Here is a 24,020-nt window from a genome sequence, read left to right as displayed (position 1 = left end):
TTAGCGTAATGCTGACATCATACGGTAAACCGTATTTTATCGCCGACAATCAACTGTTGCGAAACGCAGGAGAGTTCTCCTTTGTTATCAATCATTTCACTTTTTATCAGGATCAGCGGATAACCCTCGTTGACGCCAAGATAATGGGCGACTTCAAAGCTGGCATAAACCAGTTCGATCATCTTACGGGAGTGGGTAAACCATAAATGGTATTTCTCGCGTAAGCATTCATACAAAGAGTGATTATTAAGATCTTCGTCCAGCAAAAACGCAAAACGTGGGGGAAGATGTACGGTTTCCAGCGATACCGCCACATCGTCGGCATAGCGGATACGTTCAATGACGACCGCTTTTTCGCCATCGTTCATATTCAGTAACGCTTTTGTCTCATCGTCTACCGATTCAAAAACGGATTTGATGGTGCGTGACCCCGGGCGACGTCCCTGAGACTGGCATAACTCGCTGAAACTCATGATGCCGGTCATGCTGCGCTGAAATTTCTCACCAGAGACAAAGGTGCCTTTGCCGGAGACACGGGTCAGCAAATTTTCACGCGTCAGCGCATCCAGCGCCTTACGGACCGTGACCCTGCTCACCTGCCAGCGCGCGCTCAGTTCATTTTCCGTCGGGATCTGCTGGCCTGGTTTATACTCTCCACGCGCAATGGCCTCTTTTAAGGCGGCTTCAAGCTGCTTATAAAGCGGTTTGGCGCTTTTACTGTCGGGTTGCTCGATCATTTGTATCCATTTGTATTATCATGGTGCCATAGCTTGTATTATAACTATTTACGTTACCTTTGCTTGTGAATCCACGCCATGCGGCGATGTAGTGATACCGCTATGAAACGAATGTTCTGATTTTAGGTCTGGGACGGGCGCCATGAAAATAGGATTTTCGCAATATTATTCAGTAACTTATGAAGTGTTTTTCTTGAGAGGCAAATTGTAAAATGTGATCTACCGCACACTTTGCCACTCAGGTATCGAAGCGAATGTCTACGCTTAATAGACAGCCGGGCAACACCCGTATCTTTTACGACGCAAGCCGGAGGTCCTTGTCATTATGCTCAACCAGAAATTAAACCCCACGCCTTCTGAAGATCTGACTATTGATGTCGATCTGCTTTATGAAACAGACCCGTGCGAGTTAAAGCTGGATGAAATGATCGAGGCGGAACCGGAGCCGGAGATGATCGAGGGGCTTCCCGCCTCTGACGCCCTGACCCCTGCCGATCGGTATCTCGAACTGTTCGAGCATGTACAGTCAACAAAACTGTTTCCAGACAGTAAAACGTTCCCGGACTGCGCGCCGAAGATGGACCCGCTTGATATCCTGATCCGCTACCGTAAGGTCAGACGCCACCGTGATTTTGACTTACGCCGCTTCGTCGAGAACCATTTCTGGCTACCGGAAACCTTATCCAGCGAGTATGTCTCTAACCCCGAAAACTCGCTCAAAGAACATATTGACCAGCTTTGGCCGATACTGACGCGCGAACCGCAGGATCATATTCCGTGGTCTTCGCTGCTGGCGCTGCCGCAATCCTATATCGTGCCGGGAGGCCGTTTTAGCGAAACCTATTATTGGGACTCTTATTTTACCATGCTGGGTCTGGCGGAAAGCGGGCGCGAAGACTTACTTAAATGTATGGCGGATAATTTCGCCTGGATGATTGAAAACTATGGCCATATTCCCAACGGCAACCGGACCTATTATCTGAGCCGCTCGCAGCCGCCGGTTTTCGCCCTGATGGTTGAACTGTTCGAAGAAGATGGCGTGCGCGGCGCACGGCGTTATCTCGACCATCTCAAAATGGAATACGCCTTCTGGATGGACGGCGCCGAATCGCTGGCACTCAACCAGGCTTATCGCCACGTTGTGCGGATGCCGGACGGTTCCCTGCTGAACCGCTACTGGGACGATCGCGACACGCCGCGCGACGAGTCCTGGCTGGAAGATGTCGAAACCGCAAAACATTCCGGTCGTCCACCCAATGAAGTCTACCGGGATTTGCGCGCCGGGGCGGCGTCCGGCTGGGACTATTCTTCACGCTGGCTACGCGATGCGGGCCGGCTTGCCAGCATACGTACGACCCAGTTTATCCCTATCGATTTGAACGCTTTTCTGTATAAACTGGAGAGCGCTATCGCCAATATTTCAGCACTGAAAGGCGAACGTGACACCGAGGCGCTATTTCGCCAGAAAGCCAGCGATCGACGCGCCGCCGTGAACCATTATCTGTGGGATGATGAAAACGGCTGTTATCGGGACTATGACTGGCGACGCGAAGAAATGGCGCTCTTTTCCGCCGCCAGTATCGTGCCGCTGTATGTCGGTATGGCGAACCATGAGCAGGCCGACCGTCTGGCAAACGTGGTACGCAGCCGTCTGTTAACGCCCGGCGGGATTATGGCGACCGAATACGAAACCGGCGAACAGTGGGATAAACCGAACGGCTGGGCACCGCTGCAATGGATGGCGATTCAGGGCTTCAAACTGTATGGCGACGATATGCTGGGCGATGAAATCGCCCATAACTGGTTAAAAACGGTGAACCATTTTTATCAGGAGCACCATAAACTGATCGAGAAATACCATATTTCCGGCGGTACGCCCCGCGAAGGCGGCGGGGGCGAGTATCCGCTACAGGATGGATTCGGCTGGACCAATGGCGTGGTGCGCCGCCTGATTGGCCTTTACGGAGAGCCTTAACCTGCTCCGGCCTCAGTGAATCGCATCATAAATGGCTGACTGAATTTTCAGCCATTTTTTATTGTCTGCGCTGGGCCGGGCCTGAGCGCGCAGTCGGGCCTGCTCCGTATCGTGCTGCTGGCGCGTCACAACAGCCGGAACGGTGCAAAACGTTTGCAAATAGGTTTTATGCATCGCGGTCAGCGGCGCGCCGCTCGACATGTCATGACTTAACGTTGTGATAAATCGTCGGCAGGGTTTGACCTCATCCATCAGCGCGGGATAACGCAACAACAGTTGCAGCACCTCGGTATGTCCTGCCGCAAACGCCTGCTCCGTCCACGCGAGCTGCCAGTTCATTCCGCCCTGGAGGAACAGCGCCGTCACCCGCGTATCATTGCGCTCTATCGCCGCCCGCATGGTAAACGCATCCCAGGTAATCCCCATATGATTGAGCGTTTCCCGCGCGGAAGGCGCCTCGCGCGGCGGTTCATCCTGCGCCATTGCGGGAGCTTGCCCGTTATCGGAGCCTGGCGACGACGAACTAAATAGCCAGAACGCGCCCGCCAGTATCGCCAGCGTCATGACGCCAACCGCGCCCCACAAAGCGCCGGAAATAAGTTGCTCACGCTCTTCAGGCGTACGCGGAGGCCGCTTACGCGGTGGTTCTATGCTCTCGCTAATCTCATGCTTATCTCCCCCGGCCTGCCGATCTTTAAGCCGCGCGGTTTCCCAGAACTGGCGCAATTCACGTTCATCCGCCAGCAGAAACGAAGCGGGATTCACGCGGGTACGTTTTTCGGCATAGGCGCGCTGGATGGGCCGAACGATTTGCTGATACTGAACGTTTAGCAGCATAAGCTGCGCTGAGGTGAGCGGCTGCCTGGCGATAACCTCGTTTCGCGCGAGGCGACAATCATCCAGAAACATACGCAGAGTGGTGCGCGACTCGGCGAACAGCGTTAACGCTGAGGCGTCATTAAAAATTCTGACGTAATGACGGGCAAACAATTTTTTATCGACCACCATAAGCGCCAGTTCGCTGAACAACATGCCCTCCAGCGCATGTTGATCTTCTCCCTGTTTTAACCACTGGCGCAAACGGTCCGGGCCAAAATGTTGCTTGAGGTAGTGATTCAGCGACGCCCGATCCGGCCATGCGCGCGCAATAAGCGCTTTTAACGTCAGTTCTATCGCCCGAAGCTGACGCTGCGCCTCAAGATGCGCCTCCTGGTCGGGGTCTTCCAGCTCAGTTTGATACGTCAGTAGCGGCTGCTGCTGACGTAGATGTTCCAGCGAGGTGACAAAACGCAACGCGGCAAGGAGTTGATTTTCGCTCACCTCTTGCCCGCTGTCATACTGGGGAACATGCTGCTGAAGGTGACGCAGTTGCAGCATAAACTGGCTCAACTGCGCGTCATTTATCCGCAATTTTTTCGCCACCGCGCCCCAACCGCCCAGGTTAAGACGCGCCTGCTCAAGTTGTTCCATGAACCACCGGGGCTCTTTTCCCTCTGTGGTATGAATACCCAGCAGCAGCAGGATTTCTATTGATGCCTGGCGGATAATCCCCAGGCTATGCTCAAAAGGCGCGCGTGTCGCCTGCGAAGCGCTATTCGTCATTATCTTCCCTAAAAAGACGATCCCGCGACGAGATCTTCGTTTTCTTTTAATTATGTTTTTTCATAGATATAACAGATTTAGCCACATTTCAGTGACTTAATCTTAATGATTGCAAATTTATAAGAAGATCGGTTACTAACCAAAAACATCAGTTTTTCATTCTGTCAACGCGGCGTGACGCTGAACGGCATAGACCTTTTCCCTGCCTGCGTTTGGCCGTCTGACCGCTAGCCACGCGTGCAGCACACTTTATAATCGCGCTTTTTATGAGAAAGATGCCATGCCGCACATTTCATCTCGCTTTAGCTCCGCCTGCATCGCGTTTATTAAACAGTGGCAGGGTCTGTCGCTGGAAAAGTATCGCGATCGGCAGGGTAACTGGGTGATTGGTTACGGGCATATGTTGACGCCGGATGAGACGCTGACGTTCATTACGCCCGAACAGGCGGAGGCATTCTTGCTGGATGACCTCAATAGCTGCGATATGCTGCTACAGAATTGTTTGCCGGAACTTAATGATCGGTTTCAACGCGAAACGCTTATTGCGCTGATGTTCAGCATCGGACATCAGCGTTTTTTATCATTAATCAATACGGGTGATATTTCACAGCCAGAAATAAGCGGACTGCGAATTTAACGTCGTTAATTCGATTCATTTAACATCATGGCGGCCTGGGTACGATTTTTTACATCCAGCCGCCGGTAAAGCGACTCCAGATGCGCTTTAACCGTCCCGGTACTAATATTTAACGCCCGCCCAATTTGTTTATTTGATTCTCCTGCGGCAAGCATCTGTAAAATTTCCCGCTGGCGGGCGCTTAACGCTTTTATATCACGGGACTCCAGCTCCGTTGAATTTAACCAATCCCCCGGTAAAAACATCATCCCGCGAGCGACAGCATTGAGCGCAAGGACAAAGGTTTCGGCATCAGAATCGCGTGGCACCACGGCCTGAACGTTAAATTGCATGACTTCATGCAGCCACTTTTGACTGCCATCCATCGCCGTGATAATAATCTTCACCTCCGGAAATTGCTGCGCGATTCTTTGTAACACCTCGCGGCAAAATTCAGCATCCAGGCCGCTATCCAGCATGACCAGCGCATCCGGCGCGCTTTCTATTTTTTGCCAGAGTTCTTCTGCCTGACCGACACTCTGGATACTTATTCCTGGAATGTGCTGCTGCAAACTGATTTTCATTCCATGAATAAATATTGACTGCCTGTCAAACATGATTACCTGCATTACTTTTCTCCACCTGGGTAAGATAATAGTCTCAAGATGAGGAAGGGTATTACCCGTAGGGTAAAATAAGAAGTCGCCATTTGGTATAGGCCATTTTACCGATAGTCATTGGTTGAGGAAGGGAAAGGTTATGAATATTTACAGCTTCAACATCGGGATTACAGAATTCGCTAAAATTAGCCTTTTAAAGTAAGGAATATCTTATTAGTACAAACAGACAAGGCTAATTTGAATATTAATTCAATGAAGAGTACGCCTGGCGCGTCACAAAGGAAATATCTGCTTTTCACCTGATGTGTTACAAAAAATAAAGTAGCACATTTTGTTAAAAAATTAATCAATCCGCCTAAAAACTGCGACGATGGGTCAATGACAATACCGTGTATGTACATGCATTTCTCTGCCCCACTACACCCGCTGTTATCGGCGTGTTTTACCGCCCTCGTCCCGTTTATCGGCTTTTTGACGCTAAAAAGCCTGGCCGGAAGGCGATAAATCCGCCGAGCAACGCGATCAGACGTATTCGTCACGCGAGCAATGATTGCGAAAGGGCTTATTAGATGCTAGAAAATCAATAAAACCAGCCGCTTCAGCGTCACTGTTTCAATAAAAACAATAATAGAGCCTGATGATGGATAAAATATATGCAATGAAATTGTTTGTACGCGTGGCGGAACGGGAAAGTTTTTCCCGCGCAGCAGAGGATATCGGCCTTCCCAAAGGCAGCGTCTCACGGCAAATACAAGCGTTAGAACATCAACTGGGCATCCGCCTGCTCCACCGCACCACCCGGCGGGTACAGCTTACTCAGGACGGAATGGTTTACTACGAACGGGCAAAAGATTTGTTGAGTAACCTGGATGAACTGGAAGGTCTTTTCCAGCCTGATCCCGCCAGTATCAGTGGCAAAATACGGGTAGATATACCGCCATGTCTCGCAAACAGCCTCATCATGCCGCGCCTGCCCACTTTTTTGCATCAGTATCCCGGCATTGCGCTGGAACTTTGTAGTAGCGATCGACAGGTCGATTTACTACGGGAAGATTTCGACTGCGTGGTGCGTACAGATCCGCTACATGCGCCAGGGATACTGACGCGCCCGCTTGGCAAACTGAGAAGGGTGAACTGCGCCAGCCCACAATACCTGGCGCGCTTTGGGTATCCAGAAAACCTTGACGATCTCGCCTCACATGCGGTGGTGCATTATTCATTGACGCCGGGAGTCTCTTCACCGGGTTTTGCCTTTGAAACTCCCCACGGTATGCAGTGGGTAAAAACCGGCGGAATGCTAACGGTAAACAGTACGGAGACCTGGCATACGGCCTGTCTGGCAGGATTAGGAATCATTCAGACGCCGCGCATTGCTGTACGGGAGGCGTTACGCGCCGGAACGCTCATTGAAATTTTACCGCAATATCGCGCCGCTCCACTGCCGGTGACGCTGCATTATCCCCATCGCCGTAATCTTTCCCGCCGGGTACACCTGTTTATGGTATGGCTGACTGAAACCATTAAAGAGGCCGCAGAGTAGCCGCATTTTCAGCATCCACCGGGGAGAAGCTATACTGACATATTCTATTAATGATGAAGGACTACCGACCTGATGACGCAGGAAAATGACGTAAAACGCCCTATTCAGGAACTGGAGCACGACCCGATACAAAAAATAGAAACGCAGCCGCATGACGCCCCGGAAAAAAACGAAAAGGCAAATCAGGCGTTGCATTCCGTCACCTCCCTGGTGCAAAAAATTCAGCGTCAACCAATGGTGGCCCACCTCATTCGCGCGACCGAACGTTTTAACGATCGACTGGGTAATCAGTTTGGCGCGGCTATCACCTACTTTTCGTTTCTGTCGATGATCCCGATAATGATGGTGTCCTTTGCCGCGGCAGGTTTTATCCTCGCCTCGCACCCTAATCTACTGGAAGATATTTTCAGCAAGATATTGATGAATGTGAGCGATCCTACGCTGGCGTCCACGCTTAAAAATACGATTAATACGGCGGTTCAACAGCGTACCACGGTAGGGCTGGTCGGACTGGGTATCGCGCTCTATTCCGGCGTTAACTGGATGGGCAACCTGCGGGAAGCGATTCGCGCCCAGTCACGGGACGTCTGGGAGCGCAAGCCGCAGGATCAGGAGAAAATCTGGCTCAAATATCTACGCGATTTTATCTCGCTGATTGGATTATTAATCGCTTTAATCATTACGCTGTCCATTACTTCCATCGCCGGTTCCGCCCAGCAGATGATCATCTCCGCCTTGTATCTCGACAGCATCGAATGGTTAAAACCGGCCTGGCATTTGATCGGTCTGGCCATCTCTATTTTTGCCAACTATCTGCTTTTCTTCTGGATTTTCTGGCGACTGCCTCGCCATCGTCCCCGTAAAAAAGCGTTGATTCGCGGGACATTTATTGCCGCTATCGGTTTTGAGGTGATTAAAATCATTATGACCTATACGCTGCCGTCACTGGTGAAATCGCCTTCCGGCGCAGCGTTTGGCTCCGTACTCGGTCTGATGGCCTTCTTCTACTTTTTTGCCCGTCTGACGTTATTCTGCGCGGCCTGGATAGCCACCGCCGAATACAAGGACGACCCGCGAATGCCGGGTAAAACGCAACGCTAGTCTGCGGCTTGCTGCCGAATGGCACGCACGGCGTCGTCATTCGGCCTACTGCTGTGTGTACCCAGGCCGGGCAAGCAAAGCGTACCCGGCGGTACAATCAGGCACGTCCTTCCGCCTCATCTCATTGTTTCAGCATATAAATCCAGTAATTAACTTTTATTTAACCAGAAACCAGTTTTATCCACCAATTCTAAAATTATGTGAAGCATTTCATAGACGCAAAATGGCTGGCTTAAACATTATCCCCTTTTTGCGCTTTTTTTGACCATTTTTGGCTTTTGTTACACATTGAAATATAACTTTTGCTGTGCGTAATATGGCTATTCGTTCGCTAAAAATAAGAAAATAGTATGCAAGCAACCGCCACAACACTCGACCATGAGCAGGAACATGTTCCGGTAAACTCACGCAATAAAGTCGTTATTGCCTCGCTTATCGGCACCGCAATTGAGTTCTTCGACTTCTATATTTACGCCACCGCTGCGGTGATCGTGTTCCCCCTTATCTTCTTCCCCCAGGGCGATCCCACTGCGGCAACGCTACAATCGCTCGCCACCTTCGCTATCGCGTTTGTGGCGCGTCCGATCGGCTCTGCGCTATTCGGCCACTTCGGCGACCGGGTAGGCCGCAAAGTCACGCTGGTGGCTTCGCTGCTGACGATGGGGATCTCCACGGTCATTATCGGTCTGTTACCGGGCTACGCGACGATAGGTATTTTCGCGCCGTTGCTGCTGGCGCTGGCGCGTTTCGGTCAGGGACTGGGGCTGGGCGGCGAATGGGGCGGCGCAGCGTTATTAGCGACGGAGAATGCGCCGCCGCGCAAACGCGCGCTGTATGGCTCCTTCCCGCAGTTGGGCGCGCCGATCGGCTTCTTCTTTGCCAATGGCACCTTCCTGTTGCTCTCCTGGCTGCTGACCGACGAGCAGTTTATGAGCTGGGGCTGGCGCGTGCCGTTTATCTTCTCGGCGGTGCTGGTGATTATCGGCCTGTATGTGCGCGTGTCGCTGCATGAAACGCCGGTGTTTGCGAAAGTCGCCGCAGCGAAAAAACAGGTAAAAATACCGCTGGGCACGTTGCTGACGAAGCATGTCCGCGTAACCATTCTCGGCACGTTTATTATGCTGGCGACCTACACGCTGTTCTATATCATGACCGTCTATTCCATGACTTACAGCACTGCCGCCGCGCCGGTGGGGCTTGGCTTGCCGCGCAATGAAATACTGTGGATGCTGATGATGGCGGTGATTGGTTTCGGCGTGATGGTGCCCGTCGCCGGCCTGCTGGCGGACGCATTTGGCCGTCGGAAAAGCATGGTCATCATTACCACGCTCATCATTCTCTTCGCGTTGTTCGCCTTTACCCCGCTGCTGGGTTCAGGCAATCCAGCGCTGGTATTCGTGTTCCTGTTGTTGGGCCTGAGCCTGATGGGGCTGACCTTCGGCCCAATGGGAGCGCTGCTGCCGGAGCTATTTCCGACGGAAGTGCGCTATACCGGCGCATCGTTTTCCTACAATGTGTCATCGATTCTGGGCGCTTCCGTCGCGCCGTATATTGCCGCATGGCTGCAAAGCCACTACGGGCTGGCGGCGGTAGGGGTTTACCTGGCGTCAATGGCGGCGCTGACGCTGATTGCACTGCTGTTAACCCATGAGACGCGTCATCAGGCGTTGTAATAGGGCGCCGGATGGCATCATCCGGCGCTACGTTTCACGTTACTGCTTCATCTGCGTTAAAATCGTCCGGCACTGATTGGCTTCGCCTTCAGAGGGCGAAATGAGCGCCAATAGCGCGGCGGCGGGCGTTACCAACGTCGCCAGCGCTGCCGCAACCGCGCCGCGCGCAATCAGCGGGCCGGGCTTGACGCCCGCCTGCGGATTTTTAAATGTCCCGCGCACGTACAGCGGCGATCGCAGCGTAATAATACGAATCCCTTTACTTTCCGGATCAATGGTTAAATCGAGCTGTTCAGAGGCGAAGCTCGCCGTACCGGTCACGTTAATCAACGCATTTTCTGTATCAAAAGCAAAAATTTGCGGTCGCGCCACGCCGTTCGCAATATTGAGATTCGCCGCCGCGCAGTTAACCCGCACTTCGTCATCGCCAAAAATCTGCCCGACAATATAGTTGCCGACGTTCAGCCCCACGATTTCCATCAGGTTGCGGCTAATCAATCCATCATTCATCAATAATTTCAGATTGCCGTTACTGTTGCCAAGCAGCGCGGCGACCGAGTTGCCCGTCCCGCGAATATCCGCATCGCCGTTCAGCTCGCCCAGCGTTTTCTGCATCAGCTCCACATCCGGCATCAGTTCTTTAAGCTTCAGCCGACGCGCCTGTATATCCGCCCGCCCCTGCATTGGCTTTTGATCCCCTTCCAGATGGATGTTGGAGACAATACTGCCGCCTGCCAGACCAAACTTCAGCGGCTGTAGACGTAAGTCGGCGTTTTTCAGGATGATATGGGTCGAAAGATCGCTAATCGGTAGACTGCCGCCATGCTCAATACGTCGGCCTTTAAACCGGACATCGGCGTCCATAACGTCCCATTTGTCGGTTTCAAAGCGATCGTAAGGCAACACTTTATCCGCCGGCTGAACATTCTTCTCGCCTTTGCGCTGTTCAGACCGTTTCGACTGCTCAGCGTCTTTCCCGGAATCCACGCCAATCAGCGGCCCAAGATCGGCCAGTCGTAACTGGCGCGATTCGACATCGCCTTCCAGTTTAGGGCGCGGTTTACCGGTGGTATAAGTGAGGGAGCCGTGGATATCACTGTCGCCAATGCGCCCGTTAAAACCGCGATAATCAAATACCGATGACTTTTCGGCGTCAATTTTCGCCACCAATCGCCCATCGGTCTCAAACGGCGGCGTATCCGGCAGCAGCACGCCGGTTAAATCATATAAATCGCCCAGTGAATCGCCAGAGAATTTAAGCCGCAGATCGACGCCGCCCATTTTCATCGGCTCGTTCACCACGCCGCTAAAAGCCACCCGCGTGTTGCCAGAGCGGAAATCGGCCTGCACAGGAAAAGGCATACTTTCGCTGCGTAGCGCCAGCATACCGCCTATTTTGCCCGTACCGGTCAACGGTTCCCCGTTATAACGCCCCTGCGCCTTTAGGCCGAAGACATAGTCGCCCACGCTGGATTTGTCTGCTTTGCCTTTCGTTCCCGTCACTTCGCTGAACGGCAACGGTTTGCCTAACGGATCGATCAGAATAGTGATATCCGCCTTGCTGACCTTATCATCGATCGCGATTCGCCCCTGGTCGAAGAGAATATTATCCAGCCGGAAGGACCAGGCGGAAGGTTTAGCATTGGGGTCCGTATTCTTGTCTTGCGCGAGGTTAAAGGTCCAGTTATTGGTTTTCTCGGACAGACGAATAAGACGCGCGTCGGGTTTCACCAGTTTGATCCACGGCAGCCAGACGGTTTTGGTCAGGAGCGCCAGCGGAGCAAGCGTCGCCTCAACGCGTGGCAGATGCACCATCGTGACTTCCGGAATATCCGGCGGATTGCCGAGAATGACGTCTTCCGCGTGAACATGCGGCCACGGTACCCAGCTTCGCCAGCCGGTCTCCTGTTTTTGGCGTTCCCACACCACGCCTAAATCGCCGCGAATAGCGAAAGGCCGGTTCAATTCGGTAGAGACTTTCTGGTTGATGGTCGGTTTGAGGCGGTTCCAGTCAAATGTTGCGATCAACAAAATCACTATGGCGATCAACAACAAGAAAGTCCCTGTGATGGCGGCGGTTATTTTGCCTGCTTTAGTCATGTGTTATTTCCTCACTTCTTCCCTTGCCTGTCCTAAAGATAGTTCAGCCAGACGAAAAAGGAGGATGACCGCGCCTCGTAATACCACGTATTACGGGAACAGTCTGGCATTACAGGGTCAGAATCACCTCTTCGAGCGATATCAGCGGCACGGGTCGAGAAAGAAAATAGCCCTGGGCGGCAAAGGCGGGCGAACGCTGCACATCACGCCACTCTTCCAGCGTCTCCACGCCCTCGACAATAACGCCGCGGCAGTAGCGGTTCATCAGTTGCAGCAGCAGAATGAACAGGTTGCGCCCCTCCGCGGACTGGCGCAGCATGACGAACAGCTCTCGCGCCACTTTAATGTAGTCATAACGCACTTCGCTCAGCGCTGAAAAATTGGCCATACCGGTACCAAAATCATCCAGCCACAGCGGGCCGAACTCACACATCGAGGCGAAAGAGGAGTCTTTCGGCAAACGAATATGTTCCACCAGTTCGAAACGCAGCCAGGGTAAGCGCTCCATCGCTGCCAGAATGTCCGGCTGTCGTCGCATGGCAATCAGCGTAGGGCCGTCGACATTGACCGATGCCAATAAGTGATGGCGAGTGAAAAAATCCGCTTTTTGTTCAAGCTGATGAAGTTGTTCTTTCACTACGTCAATGCGGTGTCGAACCGCTAACTCCGCGAAATAACGATCCGGGGCAATACGTCTGGAAGGGTTATCAGGATGGGTGACGACAGTGAGAAGTTCAACCGCCATCAGACGGCCATCCGTCTGGTATATCGGCTGGTAAGTATAGGCACGCTCGCATTGCAGCCAATAGCGCCGTTCCTGCAAATTTTCTATACCTGCATCAGGAACGCGTAGCTGCTGGATAACCTGCTTTATCATCTCAGTTGTCCTGTTAATGGGAGTGTGACTGTCCGGACTCGTCAAAGGTTATCGGCGTTCAGGCAGAGAACTTTACCCTCGGTCCCTGGCAAAATAAAAACAGACCACGAAACTTGTCAAAAATACGCACTTGCTCAAAAAAATAATGGACCGATGTTTTAATATTATTGACCACTAAACATCCACAGCGCACACTAACGCTAATTTTTACAGATCAGGTTCACGACTATGTCTAAAAAGATTGCCGTGATTGGCGAATGCATGATTGAGCTGTCGCAGAAAGGCTCTGATGTTCAGCGCGGTTTCGGCGGCGACACGCTGAATACCTCCGTTTATATTGCCCGTCAGGTCGATTCTGCCGCTCTGGCCGTTCACTATGTGACGGCGCTGGGTACCGACAGTTTCAGCCAACAGATGCTGGAGGCGTGGCAGCATGAAAATGTGGATACCTCGCTAACGCAGCGGATGGAAAACCGCCTGCCAGGCCTCTATTACATCGAAACCGATGATACTGGCGAGCGTACCTTCTACTACTGGCGTAACGAAGCGGCAGCGAAATTCTGGCTGGAGAGCGAGCAGTCAGCGGCTATCTGCGAGACGCTGGCGACCTTCGATTATCTCTACATGAGCGGCATTAGCCTCGCGATTTTAAGCCCGACCAGCCGTGATAAGCTGCTGTCTTTATTGCGTGAATGTCGGGCCAACGGCGGGAAAGTCATTTTTGATAATAACTATCGCCCGCGTTTATGGACAAGTCGCGAAGAAACGCAGCAGGTCTATCAAAAGATGCTGGAATGTACTGATATCGCCTTCCTGACACTGGACGATGAAGACGCGCTATGGGGTCAGCAACCCGTGGAAGAGGTCATTGCCCGCACCCATGCGGCAGGCGTGCAGGAAGTGGTGGTAAAACGCGGGGCGGACTCATGCCTGGTCTCGATTCAGGGCGAGGCGCTCATTGACGTTCCGGCAGTAAAACTGCCGAAAGAGAAAGTGATAGACACCACTGCCGCAGGCGACTCCTTCAGCGCCGGTTATCTGGCCGTTCGTTTGACGGGCGGCAGCGCGACGGATGCCGCGAAGCGCGGACACCTGACGGCCAGCACGGTGATTCAGTACCGTGGGGCCATTATTCCGCACGACGCGATGCCGCAGTAAGTCATTCGCTCTTGCCCGGTGGCACTGCGCTTACCGGGCCGGCAGGCGGCAGCTTACTGTGCCGCCGGTGTCTCCGTCACTTCCGGATGCGTCTCATCTGCTTCAACAGCGGCGGCAGTTGTCGGGACCATGATTTCATCCCACGTCGCCTTTAACGCCTTCATATTAAATTCCGGCTCGCCTTGCGGTTGCAGCAAAATTAATGCCATCTCCTGCGATAGCTGCTGACGTAGATTCTGATTGAGCATATCGACGGTCAGGCTGTTGAGGAAATTCTGGCGCAGCTTCTGATACTGCTCCGGCGCGATATCCACCACCTGATTCTGCAGCGAGCGCATACGCTGTCCAGTCAAAATGTCAGTATCGGTACGCGCGTAGGTCGCGAACAGCTTTTGCAATTCGAGATTTTTCTGCGCCACCAGCGCAGTAAACTCCTCTTCCGACAAACCTTTGTCGCGTACTTTCGCCAGTTCATTCGCCACCAGGCTCAAATTGGTATTGAGCTTATCATTAGGTGATTCAATGTTGATGGCGCACTGCGCGCGCAGAAACAGAACCCGGCAGTCAAACCCCAGACCAATATCTTTCGCGTTATTTTTAGTAAGCTCTTGCTGGATATGCCAGAACAGCGCTTCGCGCGCCAGATCCGCCTGCCAGTAGCGCAACAGCGCCGCCGACTCGCGAATCGGTTGCCACGGCGTATCCCACATAATGGAGAGACGATCCTGGCGCACCGCATCGGTCATAATGCTCACTGATTCCGCCCGCAGCGGCGAAAGCGTCGGCACCGGGGCGGGCGTTTCGCGTTTACCTTTCAGCGTACCGAACGTTTTATTGATCTGCTCGGCGACGGAGCGCGCATCAATGTTGCCGACAACAATCAGCGTCATGGCATCCGGGGTGTACCATTTTTCATAGAAAGCCTGAATTTTGGCTGCGTCTACCGGCTGCTTTAACGGTTCCGCGGGATCGTGCCCCAATAACGCCGATCCTTTCAGCCGATAACGCCACCAGCCCTCTTTAGTATCTGCTGGCCACGTCGCAACCATATCTTCGCTGCTTAACGCATGATTCACCGTCTCTGGCGTAATGGTTAATTTACCGGAGACGTTAGCCAGATAGGTCAGCGCTTCTTTCAGCAGATCGTTACGGTTATTGGGTAAACTGAGGTTATAGAGCGTGGAATCATAAGAAACAATAACGGGCGGCATGGGACGTTTCGGATCAAACCCTTGCTGCCATAAAGAACGTGCCTGTGCGGCATCCAGACCACCGCTTTGCGTCAGCGCGATACGGGGAATTGCATGGCTGAACCCGCTCTGTTGCGTACTTTCGGTGAGCGAACCGGTATTAACCTGGAGACGAACTTCAATACGATCGCTGGGGCGCTGAGGCGTAGCCAACACTTGCCACTGTAACCCATTAGCCAGCGTCCCCTGTTGCCATGCCGGATCGGGCTGGAGCGCATCTGCCTGCACATAGCCGGCAGAGGCCAACATCAACAGACTGCCCGCTAAGAGTCGAATTTTTGTGCCCTGCATGTGAACCCCTGATCAACAATCCTGGTAATAAAAAGACAGCCCCGGCAGGGATGCCTGAATATGACGTAAAAACACTTCGTGTTAGACCGCGAGAACCTAAAAATGTCACGGAAGAAGTGAAATAATCCCTAAGCATCATGCTGTATGCTTTGGGCGCAGGGGTCAATTATGCGCAAACACCCGCAGTCCTGGAAGGGACTACGGGCATAAGTGGCGAGATTAGGAGGAAATTTCGTGCGTTTTGCCATCCGGCGCACGATTATTAAGCACATCGTCCAGCTTTTGGTGATCTAACTCTTTCACCCATTTGGCAACCACCACCGTCGCCACGCCGTTACCCACCAGGTTAGTCAGCGCGCGCGCTTCGGACATAAAGCGGTCGATACCGAGGATTAACGCCAGTCCCGCAACCGGTAAATGGCCTACGGCGGAGATAGTGGCCGCCAGCACGATAAAGCCGCTTCCGGTCACGCCCGCAGCGCCTTTTGACGAGAGCAGCAGCACGACCAGCAGCGTTATCTGGTGGAAGATATCCATATGGCTGTTGGTCGCCTGGGCGATAAACACCGCCGCCATCGTCAGGTAGATAGAGGTGCCATCGAGGTTGAACGAATACCCCGTCGGGATCACCAGCCCTACCACCGACTTACGGCACCCCAGTTTTTCCATCTTATCGAGCATACGCGGCAACGCTGACTCGGAAGAGGAGGTGCCGAGCACAATGAGTAATTCTTCCCGGATATAGCGAATAAATTTAAAAATGCTAAAGCCCGTTACCCGTGCAATCGTCCCCAGCACTACCACCACGAAGAGAATACAGGTGATATAGAAGCAGATAATGAGCTGCCCCAGTTGCACCAGGGAACCGACGCCGTATTTACCGATGGTGAAGGCCATCGCGCCGAATGCACCAATCGGCGCCAGGCGCATGATCATATTGATGATGCCGAAAATGACCTGCGAAAAACTCTCAATCACATTGAAAATGAGCTGGCCTTTGCTGCCCAAACGGTGCAGCGCAAAACCAAACAACACCGCAAACAGTAAGACCTGCAGAATGTTGCCGCTGGCAAACGCGCCGATCACACTGCCCGGTATAACATCCATCAGGAAGGCAATAATGCCCTGCTCCTTAGCTTGTGCGGCATAAACGGCCACCGCCTGCGCATCCAGCGTTGCCGGATCGACGTTCATCCCGGCGCCAGGCTGCACGACGTTGACGATGATAAGACCGATAATCAGCGCAATCGTACTGACAATTTCAAAGTAAAGCAGCGCGACCGCGCCGGTACGGCCCACCGCTTTCATGCTTTCCATGCCTGCGATGCCCGTCACGACAGTACAGAAAATGACAGGAGCGATGATCATCTTAATGAGCTTAACGAACGCGTCGCCAAGCGGTTTCATTTGTGCGCCCAGTTCAGGATAGTAATGGCCAAGGAGAATACCAATGGCGATTGCTGTCAGGACCTGAAAATAAAGACTTTTGAACAGAGAGGTTTTCATAGGGTGTCCTTGAAGTAAAAACCACAGGTCTTGTAAGGTTATGAGTAACCTGCGGCCTTAAAATAACACCCACACAACATGACAGAAATGCGCCAGGATCATAATTGAAACAAAAATGTTAAAAAGTTTGAGCTGGCTCGCACAAGCGCGACCTTTTTTAACTTTTGTAATCAGGATTTTCGTGCGACAGATACCGTTCTTCAAAGATATCCGCGGGAACGGGCCGAGCAAACAGGAAGCCTTGCGCGACGTTGACTCCCGCCTGTTCCAGCCACGCGCGTTGCGCCTCGTTCTCCACGCCCTCGGCAATCAATTGTAAATTAAGACTGCGGGCCATCAGGATAATCGCCGTCACCATACTGTGATCATCCGGTAACCCATCGACAAACATTTTATCAATTTTAAGGATATCGACCGGTAGCGACTTCATATGCTGTAACTGGCGCAGCCCCGCGTAACCCATGCCAAAATCATCCAGTGCGATACGCACGCCAGCATTACGTAACGGACGTAAGATAGCGACGGCAGCGTGCGGATCGTCGATACGGCGGCTTTCAGTGACCTCAAGAATCAGCGTACCTGGTTGAATACGATAGCGGTTTAACAATTCCAGCAGCTCCGACACCATGCCAGGGTGCATGAGCTGTAACGCGGAAAGATTGACGGAGAGCGGCAATGTCACGCCTCGCTCCTGCCAGGCGGCAAGCTGGCGACAGGACTCTTCCAGCACCCAATGGCCCACCGTGACCATCAGGCCGCAGGATTCAATGCGCTCAATCAGTCCCTCCGGTAATTCCCAGCTACCGTCCGGCTGCTGCATACGTAACAAGGCTTCGGCGCTTAATACGTTGCCGCTGCGCATCTCGACCTGCGGCTGCAGCCAAATGGCAAACTGATGGTTATCCAGCGCGGTAAGGATATCGCTCTCTTCGGTAAGGCGCTGTTGAGCGGCCTCCATCTGCGCCGGGTCAAAGAACTGGATCTGATTTTTACCTTTTCGGCGCGCGGTAAACGCGGCGGAGACGGCGCGACCATAGAGCTCTTCGGCGGTCAGATCGCCATAATACATCGCAATGCCAATACTGCAGCTTGGGCGCAGTTGAATACCCTGAATGGGTAGTCGTTCATTAATGATAGTGAGTATTTGCTGACCTAATGTGATGGCGTGCCACGGCTCTTTGACGCCGTGGGCGATAATGGCAAAGTCATAGCCGCTGACCTGCGTAAGCACCATGCGCGGCGCCAGCACCGACTTCAGCTTCTCAACCAACGTCAGTAATAGAATCTCCCGCTGCGTTTCTTGCAGCACGCCTGCCGTGTCACGCAACGTTTCGCACGTCACGATAATAAGCGCGGTGGTCTGTTGGCGGGTGATAACCTGTTCCAGCAGCGCCATTAAAAAGGCTTTATTGGGCAGCTCGGAAACCGGAAAACGCATCGCGTTGTCCGTTTGCTCCTCGCGTTGACGCTGCATAAGCTGCTGGTTGAGGTTATAGCTGCGCACCAGCATCCCAATTTCATCATCCTGATGCAGACGCGGCAACGCCAGCTGATGTCCGATCAGCTCCTGCTGCGGAATGTCGTTCAGCTCGCGGGCGATTTTGCGCAGCGGATGCACAATCAGGCGGTTTACGCACCAGGCGATGGCCACCGTCAGGATCAGCGATAAAAGTAAGTAAATGGTCACTAACGTAGAGAGCGCGCTCATGACGAATTTGTACATACGGTACGAATCCGCCTGCAATACAAGGTAGGCCAGCGGTTGCGGATTGGCGGGACGCTCCAGCGAATAAACCGGCAAAGAAATTTGTACCGGCAGTTCGAAGAGACGCGTCACCATAACCGGGACGGGGCGTTCAGGAATGAAGCGCTTACGCAACGCCTGGAACTGATTCGGCAATACCACATCGGCGCGACTCACCACGCCCGCAGGTTTAATACTTTCCAGAATGGTTTCCGCGCCGGGGAGATCCGCTTTTAAAATCGCGGAAGAAAGAGGTTCCCGAACAGATCGCGCGATGCTTTCCAGTTGCGTAGCCGTGTTGTAGCGGTTCTGCTGTACCAGATGGAACAACAAAACGGTGCAAAAGACAAAAACAAACACCATGACAACGGCCGCAACCATTGCCATCTGTTTAATTGTTAACGAGCGGCTGACGCGCAAATTGACTCTCCCTGGATATCCCGGACTGCCGCCTGAGTATACCCGATTGCTGCGGCATTAAGAGAGGCTGTATCTGAAAAGGACTTTTCTGAATAACGGTTAATGATAGCGTCTGATGGCGCTGCGCTTCTCAGGCCTACGATGCCTGTCAATTCGTAGGCCTGACGCAATGATTACCAGTCAGCGTAAGGCACCAGAGGCTGTGGCGGTAAATCCATATCCCCCTGCCAGCCCGCCGCGGAATAACGGACATACAGCAGCAGATGACTGGGGGTATAGTCTTTCGCCTGCTGAATATCGACAGCCGTACCCACAAACCAGTTGGCAGTGACCCGGCGTTCAATGAGCGCCCGTGCGGTATAGCCAAATCCCTGGCTGCTACCGCCGCCGTTGGTCTGGTCACGCGCATCCTCCTGATAATCCGCCGGGATCAAATTCATCAGCGGATAACGCGGCATGGTACGGTTGCGGGAGTGCGACCAGGATACCGAGCCGCCTAGCTCCCACGACCAGTTTTCCGTACGCTGCCGCCACATCACCGGCACCGCAAACGACAGGTATTCCTGCGGGCTATAATAACCGCCCTGACCCAGTGAATAACCGCTCAAATCCTTGTCGTAATGCCAGATCATGTTATTCAGCCCGACGGTAACGCGGCGGTTATTCTCGTTAATCACCTTATAGTAATAACCGGTCATCCAGCGCACGCGCCAGTTATCTTCCACATTTTTACCGCTCAACTGGTCGCCGCTGAGCGACGCCCAGACACCGTTTGCTTCGCCTTTATCATAGCTGAGACTGACGCCGCCGCCGTTGGCCCGCACGCCGCCCCATTTGGTGCCGGTATTGCTGCTGGCGTCCTTTTGCCCGCCAAACGCCAGCAGCGAGCTGGAGATCGGGCGACGATGCGCGTTCAGGGTATAACCCAACGGCCCGATATCGTCGCTATAGCTGACGCCGCCGACCACATCAACGACATTAAAGCCCATCGGCGTCGTGCCGATATCCCAGCGCCAGGTCTCATTCTGCCAGCCGACCGCCACGCTCGCGCCCGTATCGGCCTGGCTACGATGTCCGCTGCATTTCTCCAGCGTACAGGTACCCCAGTTATTATCGTATTTTCCATCCGCATCCGTAGAGAAGCGGCCAACATCCATATTCACCATATCAGTACGAAAGAACGCCCGCCCGTCCGACCAGGGCGCATCCACCTGAAGCATCGTGGTATGCGCCTTCAGATCGGAGTAGCCGCCAGTCCCGCTCGACCCCCAATAATCGTGCGCCAACGTGACATTGAGATCCTGCTGACGGTACAACTCCGCCGCATCGCTACGCACGCCGCGTTTTAGCCAGTCATCTTTTTCATCATTGCGCGTCAGGCGGGTAAAGGTATCGTTATCCTGGGGACGAACCGGCGTAATCGCCGCGGCGACCATTGCGTCTTTGTAGGTCTCCAGCGCCCGCTGCGGCTCGCCCGTTTGCGCCTGAAAAGCGGCGGCGTCACGCAATACCATCGCGCTTTCCATTGATGGCGGCTGTGCTTTTGCCTGCGGCGTAATGCGGTTGAAGGTCCGCGCCGCCGCCGTGATATCGCCAAGCTGGAGCTGCGCCTGCGCGACGCGGCGCTGCATGTTAAGAGAGGTGATTTGCGACGCAGGCAGCGCCGCCAGTTGAGCGCGCGCCGCAGCGTTATCGCCCTGTGCGATGTCGATTTCCACCCGCCCCAGCATGGCATCGACATTACCCGGCTCCCGCGCCAGAACGGCGTCATAAGCGGCGCGGGCCGCCTCATTATCGCCACGCTGCTGCGCCCAGTCCGCCAACGTTAACTCAATGCGCGTAGAGGGAGGCTGCTGACGTAACAACGCTTCCGCTTCGCGTTCTTTGCCGCTATCGCGCAAGCGGTTAGCGCTTTCCAGCACCTGGTTACTTTGCAATCGGCCCGCCAGTTCCTGAATATTGCTGTTCCACTGGCTGGTCGGCAGGGTATTGAGATGCGCCAGCGCCGCCCGGTCCCGATCGCTGCCGGAAAGATAAAGCCCATAAGCATAGACCTGTTCCGGATCGTTTGGCTTCTGCTGCGCCAGAGAGCGCATTTGCGCATCGGCCTGGGCGTGCTGCCCGGCCTGCCACAGATCGCGTGACAGTCGGTACGTCACCCACACGCTCCCCGGATCTAATGCCAGCCGACGACGGTGCAGTTCTGCGGCCTGCGCCCATTTGCCCTCGCTTTCCAGCGTTTCCGCCTGCTGCGCCAGACGGTCATTTTCCAGACTGCGTTCGATATCGTCGATACTGCGCCGCTGGCTGGCGGAAAGAGAAGCGATAAACGCGGCGGCTTTTTGCGGCGACTGCTGGCGATAAAGATTCGCCAGCCCGCGTACAGCATTTGTATTACCGCTATCCATACGCAGCGTCTGCTGATAATAACGTTCGGCGGCGGCATTATCTTTGCGCGCCATCGCCACATCCCCCAGCCCCAGCACCGCGTAGCTGTCGGTGTTATCCACTGCTCGCGCCTGCTGATAGAAACGCTCCGCCTGGGCTAGATTATTCGCTTTTAAGGCCGCGTCGCCCTGCTGAATTAACAGCCAGTAGCGATTGACCTTCAGCAGACTCTCCCACTTATCGCGGCTGCTGCTGTGCGGCGCCATCGCCAGCGCCTTTTCAAACTGCGCGACGGCGCGGGCGCGATCGCCACGCTGTGAGTATGCCTGCCCCAGCGCGCCGACCGCCTCGCTGTCGTCCTGCCGGGCGCTCACCGCCTGCTGCAATTGCGCAATGGCCTTACCGCCTTCTCCGGCATTAACCGCCGCGATGCCCTGCGAGCGCGCGCGGAACGCCGGATCGGCTAACTGTTTTTGCTGCTCGCTAAGCTGGGCGCGGGCGGCAGACACGCTATCGCCTTCGCTAAACTGCGTCAGATAGTCTTGCAACGCTTTTACGCTGGCGTCGCTCACCGGGAGATCTTTTATCTGCTGGTACCAGATGGCGGAGGCCGCGCTGCGTCCCGTACTGGATTTCGCCATCTGTTTTAGCACCGCAAATCCCTCATCGCGCCGCCCGCTGGCGAACAACAGTTGCGCCAGCGCATTTTGCAGAGCGTTATTACCCGGACTGACGGCATTGATTTTCTGTAGCTGGTTAATCGCTTCGTGACGGCGGGCGGGCAATTTCGCCACGGTCGTCCAGTATTCGACCGCCAGTTCGCCCTCCGGCGGATAACCTTTAAACAGCTTGTCGTAGCTGGCGATCGCTTGTTCAGTATGGCCGGTCGTCGCCAGTAAACGCGCCTCCTGCAAAGACTGACGTCCTTGCGGCGTGGAGAGCAGCATCGCGGTGCGGGAAGATTGATACGCCGTCGACTCCGGCGCCAGTTGCGCCAGCCGGTCAAGTAGCTTCTGCGCCCCGTCGCTATCCCCCTGGCGCAACAGATAGCGGAAACGGGCGGCGATAACCTGTGGATCATTGGGGTCGATCAGCTCCAGGCGATAGAGCGACTGACGGACTAAGTCCTCACGGTGCGTGGCCTCGCCCAGCCGAACCTGCTCCAGCAACTGTTGCTGCGCGGAGGTCGCTGCGCCGGCAAGCGGTGTTAGCGCCATACCAAGCGATAAACCCAACAATGCCCGAGAAACGCCCCTTTTGCCAGGTAAGGCGTTTCGACCTCCAGCCGGCAAAAAAGCGTGCATGAGACTTAACGTGAACTTACGCATTCCTGGCCCCAGTCAGGTAATAATTCACCTTTGACGGTGAAGCGAAAACGGTGCTGATCCCAGCCTTGTCCAAAGAGAGTCAGCACATAGTTGTAATAGGCATCGCTGCCAGGAAAATGGTCTGCGACCCGCTGTCGCTGCACGGCCTGGGCGTCGCGATTTTGCAGGAAAGGCAGTAAGGCGGCGGAAAACCCGACCGGCCCCGTCCCTTGCGCGTTCCCGCTGACGACATCCACTTTCTCCGGTGGAACGCCGTTTTTCATCGTTAACGTCGCCATCGGTTTAAATCGCGCCAGTAAACGCGCTTTTTGCGGATCGCCATCATGCATCATTCCCGCCCATAAATAGACGCGAATCGCATCGTAGCTACTGATCAGCGTCTTTTCCGCTTTCAACTGCCAGCCTTGCTTGCTTTCATAACGCACCCAGTCCGGCGAGAAACCTTTCGGCGCGGTTTCCAGCAAAAGCCGCAAATTGGTTTCCCGTAGCGTCGACCACGGCGCGCCAAAACGGCTAAAGTATTGCGCCAACTGCGGCGGCAGATAGCTTGGGTTAAAACGCCAGCTATTCGCCTCGGCAAAGCCGATTTTGCCAGGTAGCAGCATTGAGCCCAGCCCCGGCACATTCACGACCTCTTCGCGGGCGATGCGTTTTAGCAACGCCGTGCCCACCTCGGTATAACGCGTCTCTTTCCACAGACGACCGGCCTCCAGCAGCGACCATGCCATCCAGATATCGCCGTCGGACGCGGAGTTGCTGTCCAGCACCGACCAGGTGTCGGGATCTTTTTGCCCCCACAGCCAGGCGGGCAGATGTTCACGCAGCGATCCCTGCGCCAGATTGTTTTGCGTCCAGTTAAACAGTTGCGCGAACGCCGGTCGATCGTTCGCTGCCAGGGCAAAGAACATGGCGTAGCTTTGCCCTTCGGAGGTGGTAATTTTTCGCGCATCGCCCGGATCGATAACGCGTCCCTGCTGGCTAATGTAATCTTTCTTGAACTGTTCCCACGCAGGCCAGCTACAGGCTGCCTGCGCATTTATTGCCGTCAGCATGACGAGCATCGTTATCCATCCGCGCAGCATAGTCATCATGCG

At 54.1% G+C, this 24,020-nt stretch carries 16 protein-coding genes; 6 read left to right on the top strand and 10 right to left on the bottom strand.

What is annotated here, in order from left to right; translation table 11 throughout:
* Positions 1 to 17: 17 nt before the first annotated feature.
* Positions 18 to 737, bottom strand: coding sequence for a GntR family transcriptional regulator (locus LCS67_RS01170; protein WP_000572566.1), 720 nt, complete (start codon positions 735 to 737; stop codon positions 18 to 20).
* A gap of 325 nt (positions 738 to 1,062) precedes the next feature.
* Between LCS67_RS01170 and LCS67_RS01165 the strand changes: the two genes are divergently transcribed.
* Positions 1,063 to 2,712 carry an alpha,alpha-trehalase gene (locus LCS67_RS01165; RefSeq protein ID WP_000934254.1) on the top strand — a complete coding sequence of 550 codons (1,650 nt, stop codon included), beginning with the start codon at positions 1,063 to 1,065 and terminating at the stop codon, positions 2,710 to 2,712.
* Positions 2,713 to 2,724: 12 nt separating this feature from the next.
* Here the strand turns inward: LCS67_RS01165 and LCS67_RS01160 are convergent, their stop codons facing one another.
* Positions 2,725 to 4,314, bottom strand: a complete 1,590-nt coding sequence (locus LCS67_RS01160) for an STY4199 family HEPN domain-containing protein (protein WP_000185004.1) — start codon at positions 4,312 to 4,314, stop codon at positions 2,725 to 2,727.
* A 280-nt stretch (positions 4,315 to 4,594) separates the two neighbouring features.
* Here LCS67_RS01160 and LCS67_RS01155 point away from each other — a divergent pair, with 280 nt between their 5' ends.
* Positions 4,595 to 4,951 carry a glycoside hydrolase family protein gene (locus LCS67_RS01155; RefSeq protein ID WP_001120252.1) on the top strand — a complete coding sequence of 119 codons (357 nt, stop codon included), beginning with the start codon at positions 4,595 to 4,597 and terminating at the stop codon, positions 4,949 to 4,951.
* Between the two features lie 5 nt (positions 4,952 to 4,956).
* On the opposite strand, the gene LCS67_RS01150 is transcribed toward LCS67_RS01155, so the two are convergent.
* Positions 4,957 to 5,559, bottom strand: coding sequence for a response regulator transcription factor (locus LCS67_RS01150; RefSeq protein WP_001196081.1), 603 nt, complete (start codon positions 5,557 to 5,559; stop codon positions 4,957 to 4,959).
* A 631-nt stretch (positions 5,560 to 6,190) separates the two neighbouring features.
* On the opposite strand from LCS67_RS01150, the gene LCS67_RS01145 reads away from it, so the two are divergent.
* From LCS67_RS01145 to LCS67_RS01135, 3 genes are all read left to right on the top strand, one after another.
* The gene (locus LCS67_RS01145; RefSeq protein WP_001556251.1) at positions 6,191 to 7,090 is read left to right on the top strand and encodes a LysR family transcriptional regulator; all 900 of its coding nucleotides are present in this window, start codon (positions 6,191 to 6,193) and stop codon (positions 7,088 to 7,090) included.
* 72 nt (positions 7,091 to 7,162) lie between these two features.
* Positions 7,163 to 8,191, top strand: coding sequence for an inner membrane protein YhjD (yhjD, locus tag LCS67_RS01140; protein WP_000191230.1), 1,029 nt, complete (start codon positions 7,163 to 7,165; stop codon positions 8,189 to 8,191).
* Positions 8,192 to 8,541: 350 nt separating this feature from the next.
* Positions 8,542 to 9,864 (top strand): MFS transporter, encoded by a 1,323-nt coding sequence (locus LCS67_RS01135; RefSeq protein ID WP_001148981.1) that lies wholly within the window; start codon positions 8,542 to 8,544, stop codon positions 9,862 to 9,864.
* 39 nt (positions 9,865 to 9,903) lie between these two features.
* Here the strand turns inward: LCS67_RS01135 and LCS67_RS01130 are convergent, their stop codons facing one another.
* Complete coding sequence (locus LCS67_RS01130) at positions 9,904 to 11,964, bottom strand: AsmA family protein (RefSeq protein WP_000158670.1); 2,061 nt, start codon at positions 11,962 to 11,964, stop codon at positions 9,904 to 9,906.
* Positions 11,965 to 12,073: 109 nt separating this feature from the next.
* A complete protein-coding gene (gene pdeH / locus LCS67_RS01125; protein WP_000595623.1) occupies positions 12,074 to 12,841 on the bottom strand; it encodes a cyclic-guanylate-specific phosphodiesterase in 768 nt (255 codons plus the stop codon).
* 228 nt (positions 12,842 to 13,069) lie between these two features.
* On the opposite strand from pdeH, the gene LCS67_RS01120 reads away from it, so the two are divergent.
* Positions 13,070 to 13,999 carry a sugar kinase gene (locus tag LCS67_RS01120; protein WP_000037591.1) on the top strand — a complete coding sequence of 310 codons (930 nt, stop codon included), beginning with the start codon at positions 13,070 to 13,072 and terminating at the stop codon, positions 13,997 to 13,999.
* Positions 14,000 to 14,052: 53 nt separating this feature from the next.
* On the opposite strand, the gene LCS67_RS01115 is transcribed toward LCS67_RS01120, so the two are convergent.
* The 5 genes from LCS67_RS01115 to bcsZ all read right to left on the bottom strand — a co-directional run bounded on the left by LCS67_RS01115 (position 14,053) and on the right by bcsZ (position 24,017).
* A complete protein-coding gene (locus tag LCS67_RS01115) occupies positions 14,053 to 15,540 on the bottom strand; it encodes a M16 family metallopeptidase (RefSeq protein WP_001163183.1) in 1,488 nt (495 codons plus the stop codon).
* 219 nt (positions 15,541 to 15,759) lie between these two features.
* Positions 15,760 to 17,046 (bottom strand): C4-dicarboxylate transporter DctC, encoded by a 1,287-nt coding sequence (dctA, locus tag LCS67_RS01110; protein WP_000858228.1) that lies wholly within the window; start codon positions 17,044 to 17,046, stop codon positions 15,760 to 15,762.
* Positions 17,047 to 17,203: 157 nt separating this feature from the next.
* Positions 17,204 to 19,210 (bottom strand): biofilm formation regulator HmsP, encoded by a 2,007-nt coding sequence (hmsP, locus tag LCS67_RS01105; RefSeq protein ID WP_001266362.1) that lies wholly within the window; start codon positions 19,208 to 19,210, stop codon positions 17,204 to 17,206.
* Between the two features lie 173 nt (positions 19,211 to 19,383).
* Complete coding sequence (bcsC, locus tag LCS67_RS01100; RefSeq protein WP_031567364.1) at positions 19,384 to 22,926, bottom strand: cellulose synthase complex outer membrane protein BcsC; 3,543 nt, start codon at positions 22,924 to 22,926, stop codon at positions 19,384 to 19,386.
* Positions 22,908 to 24,017 carry a cellulose synthase complex periplasmic endoglucanase BcsZ gene (gene bcsZ, locus LCS67_RS01095; protein WP_000988811.1) on the bottom strand — a complete coding sequence of 370 codons (1,110 nt, stop codon included), beginning with the start codon at positions 24,015 to 24,017 and terminating at the stop codon, positions 22,908 to 22,910. Before bcsZ ends, bcsC begins: the two co-directional genes overlap by 19 nt.
* Positions 24,018 to 24,020 lie beyond the last annotated feature (3 nt).

The sequence above is a fragment of the Salmonella sp. A7 genome (assembly GCF_020181675.1).
Taxonomy (GTDB): Bacteria; Pseudomonadota; Gammaproteobacteria; order Enterobacterales; family Enterobacteriaceae; genus Salmonella; species Salmonella enterica.
Note: the sequence above shows the minus strand (reverse complement) of the source record. Positions and strands in the feature narration are given on the sequence as shown.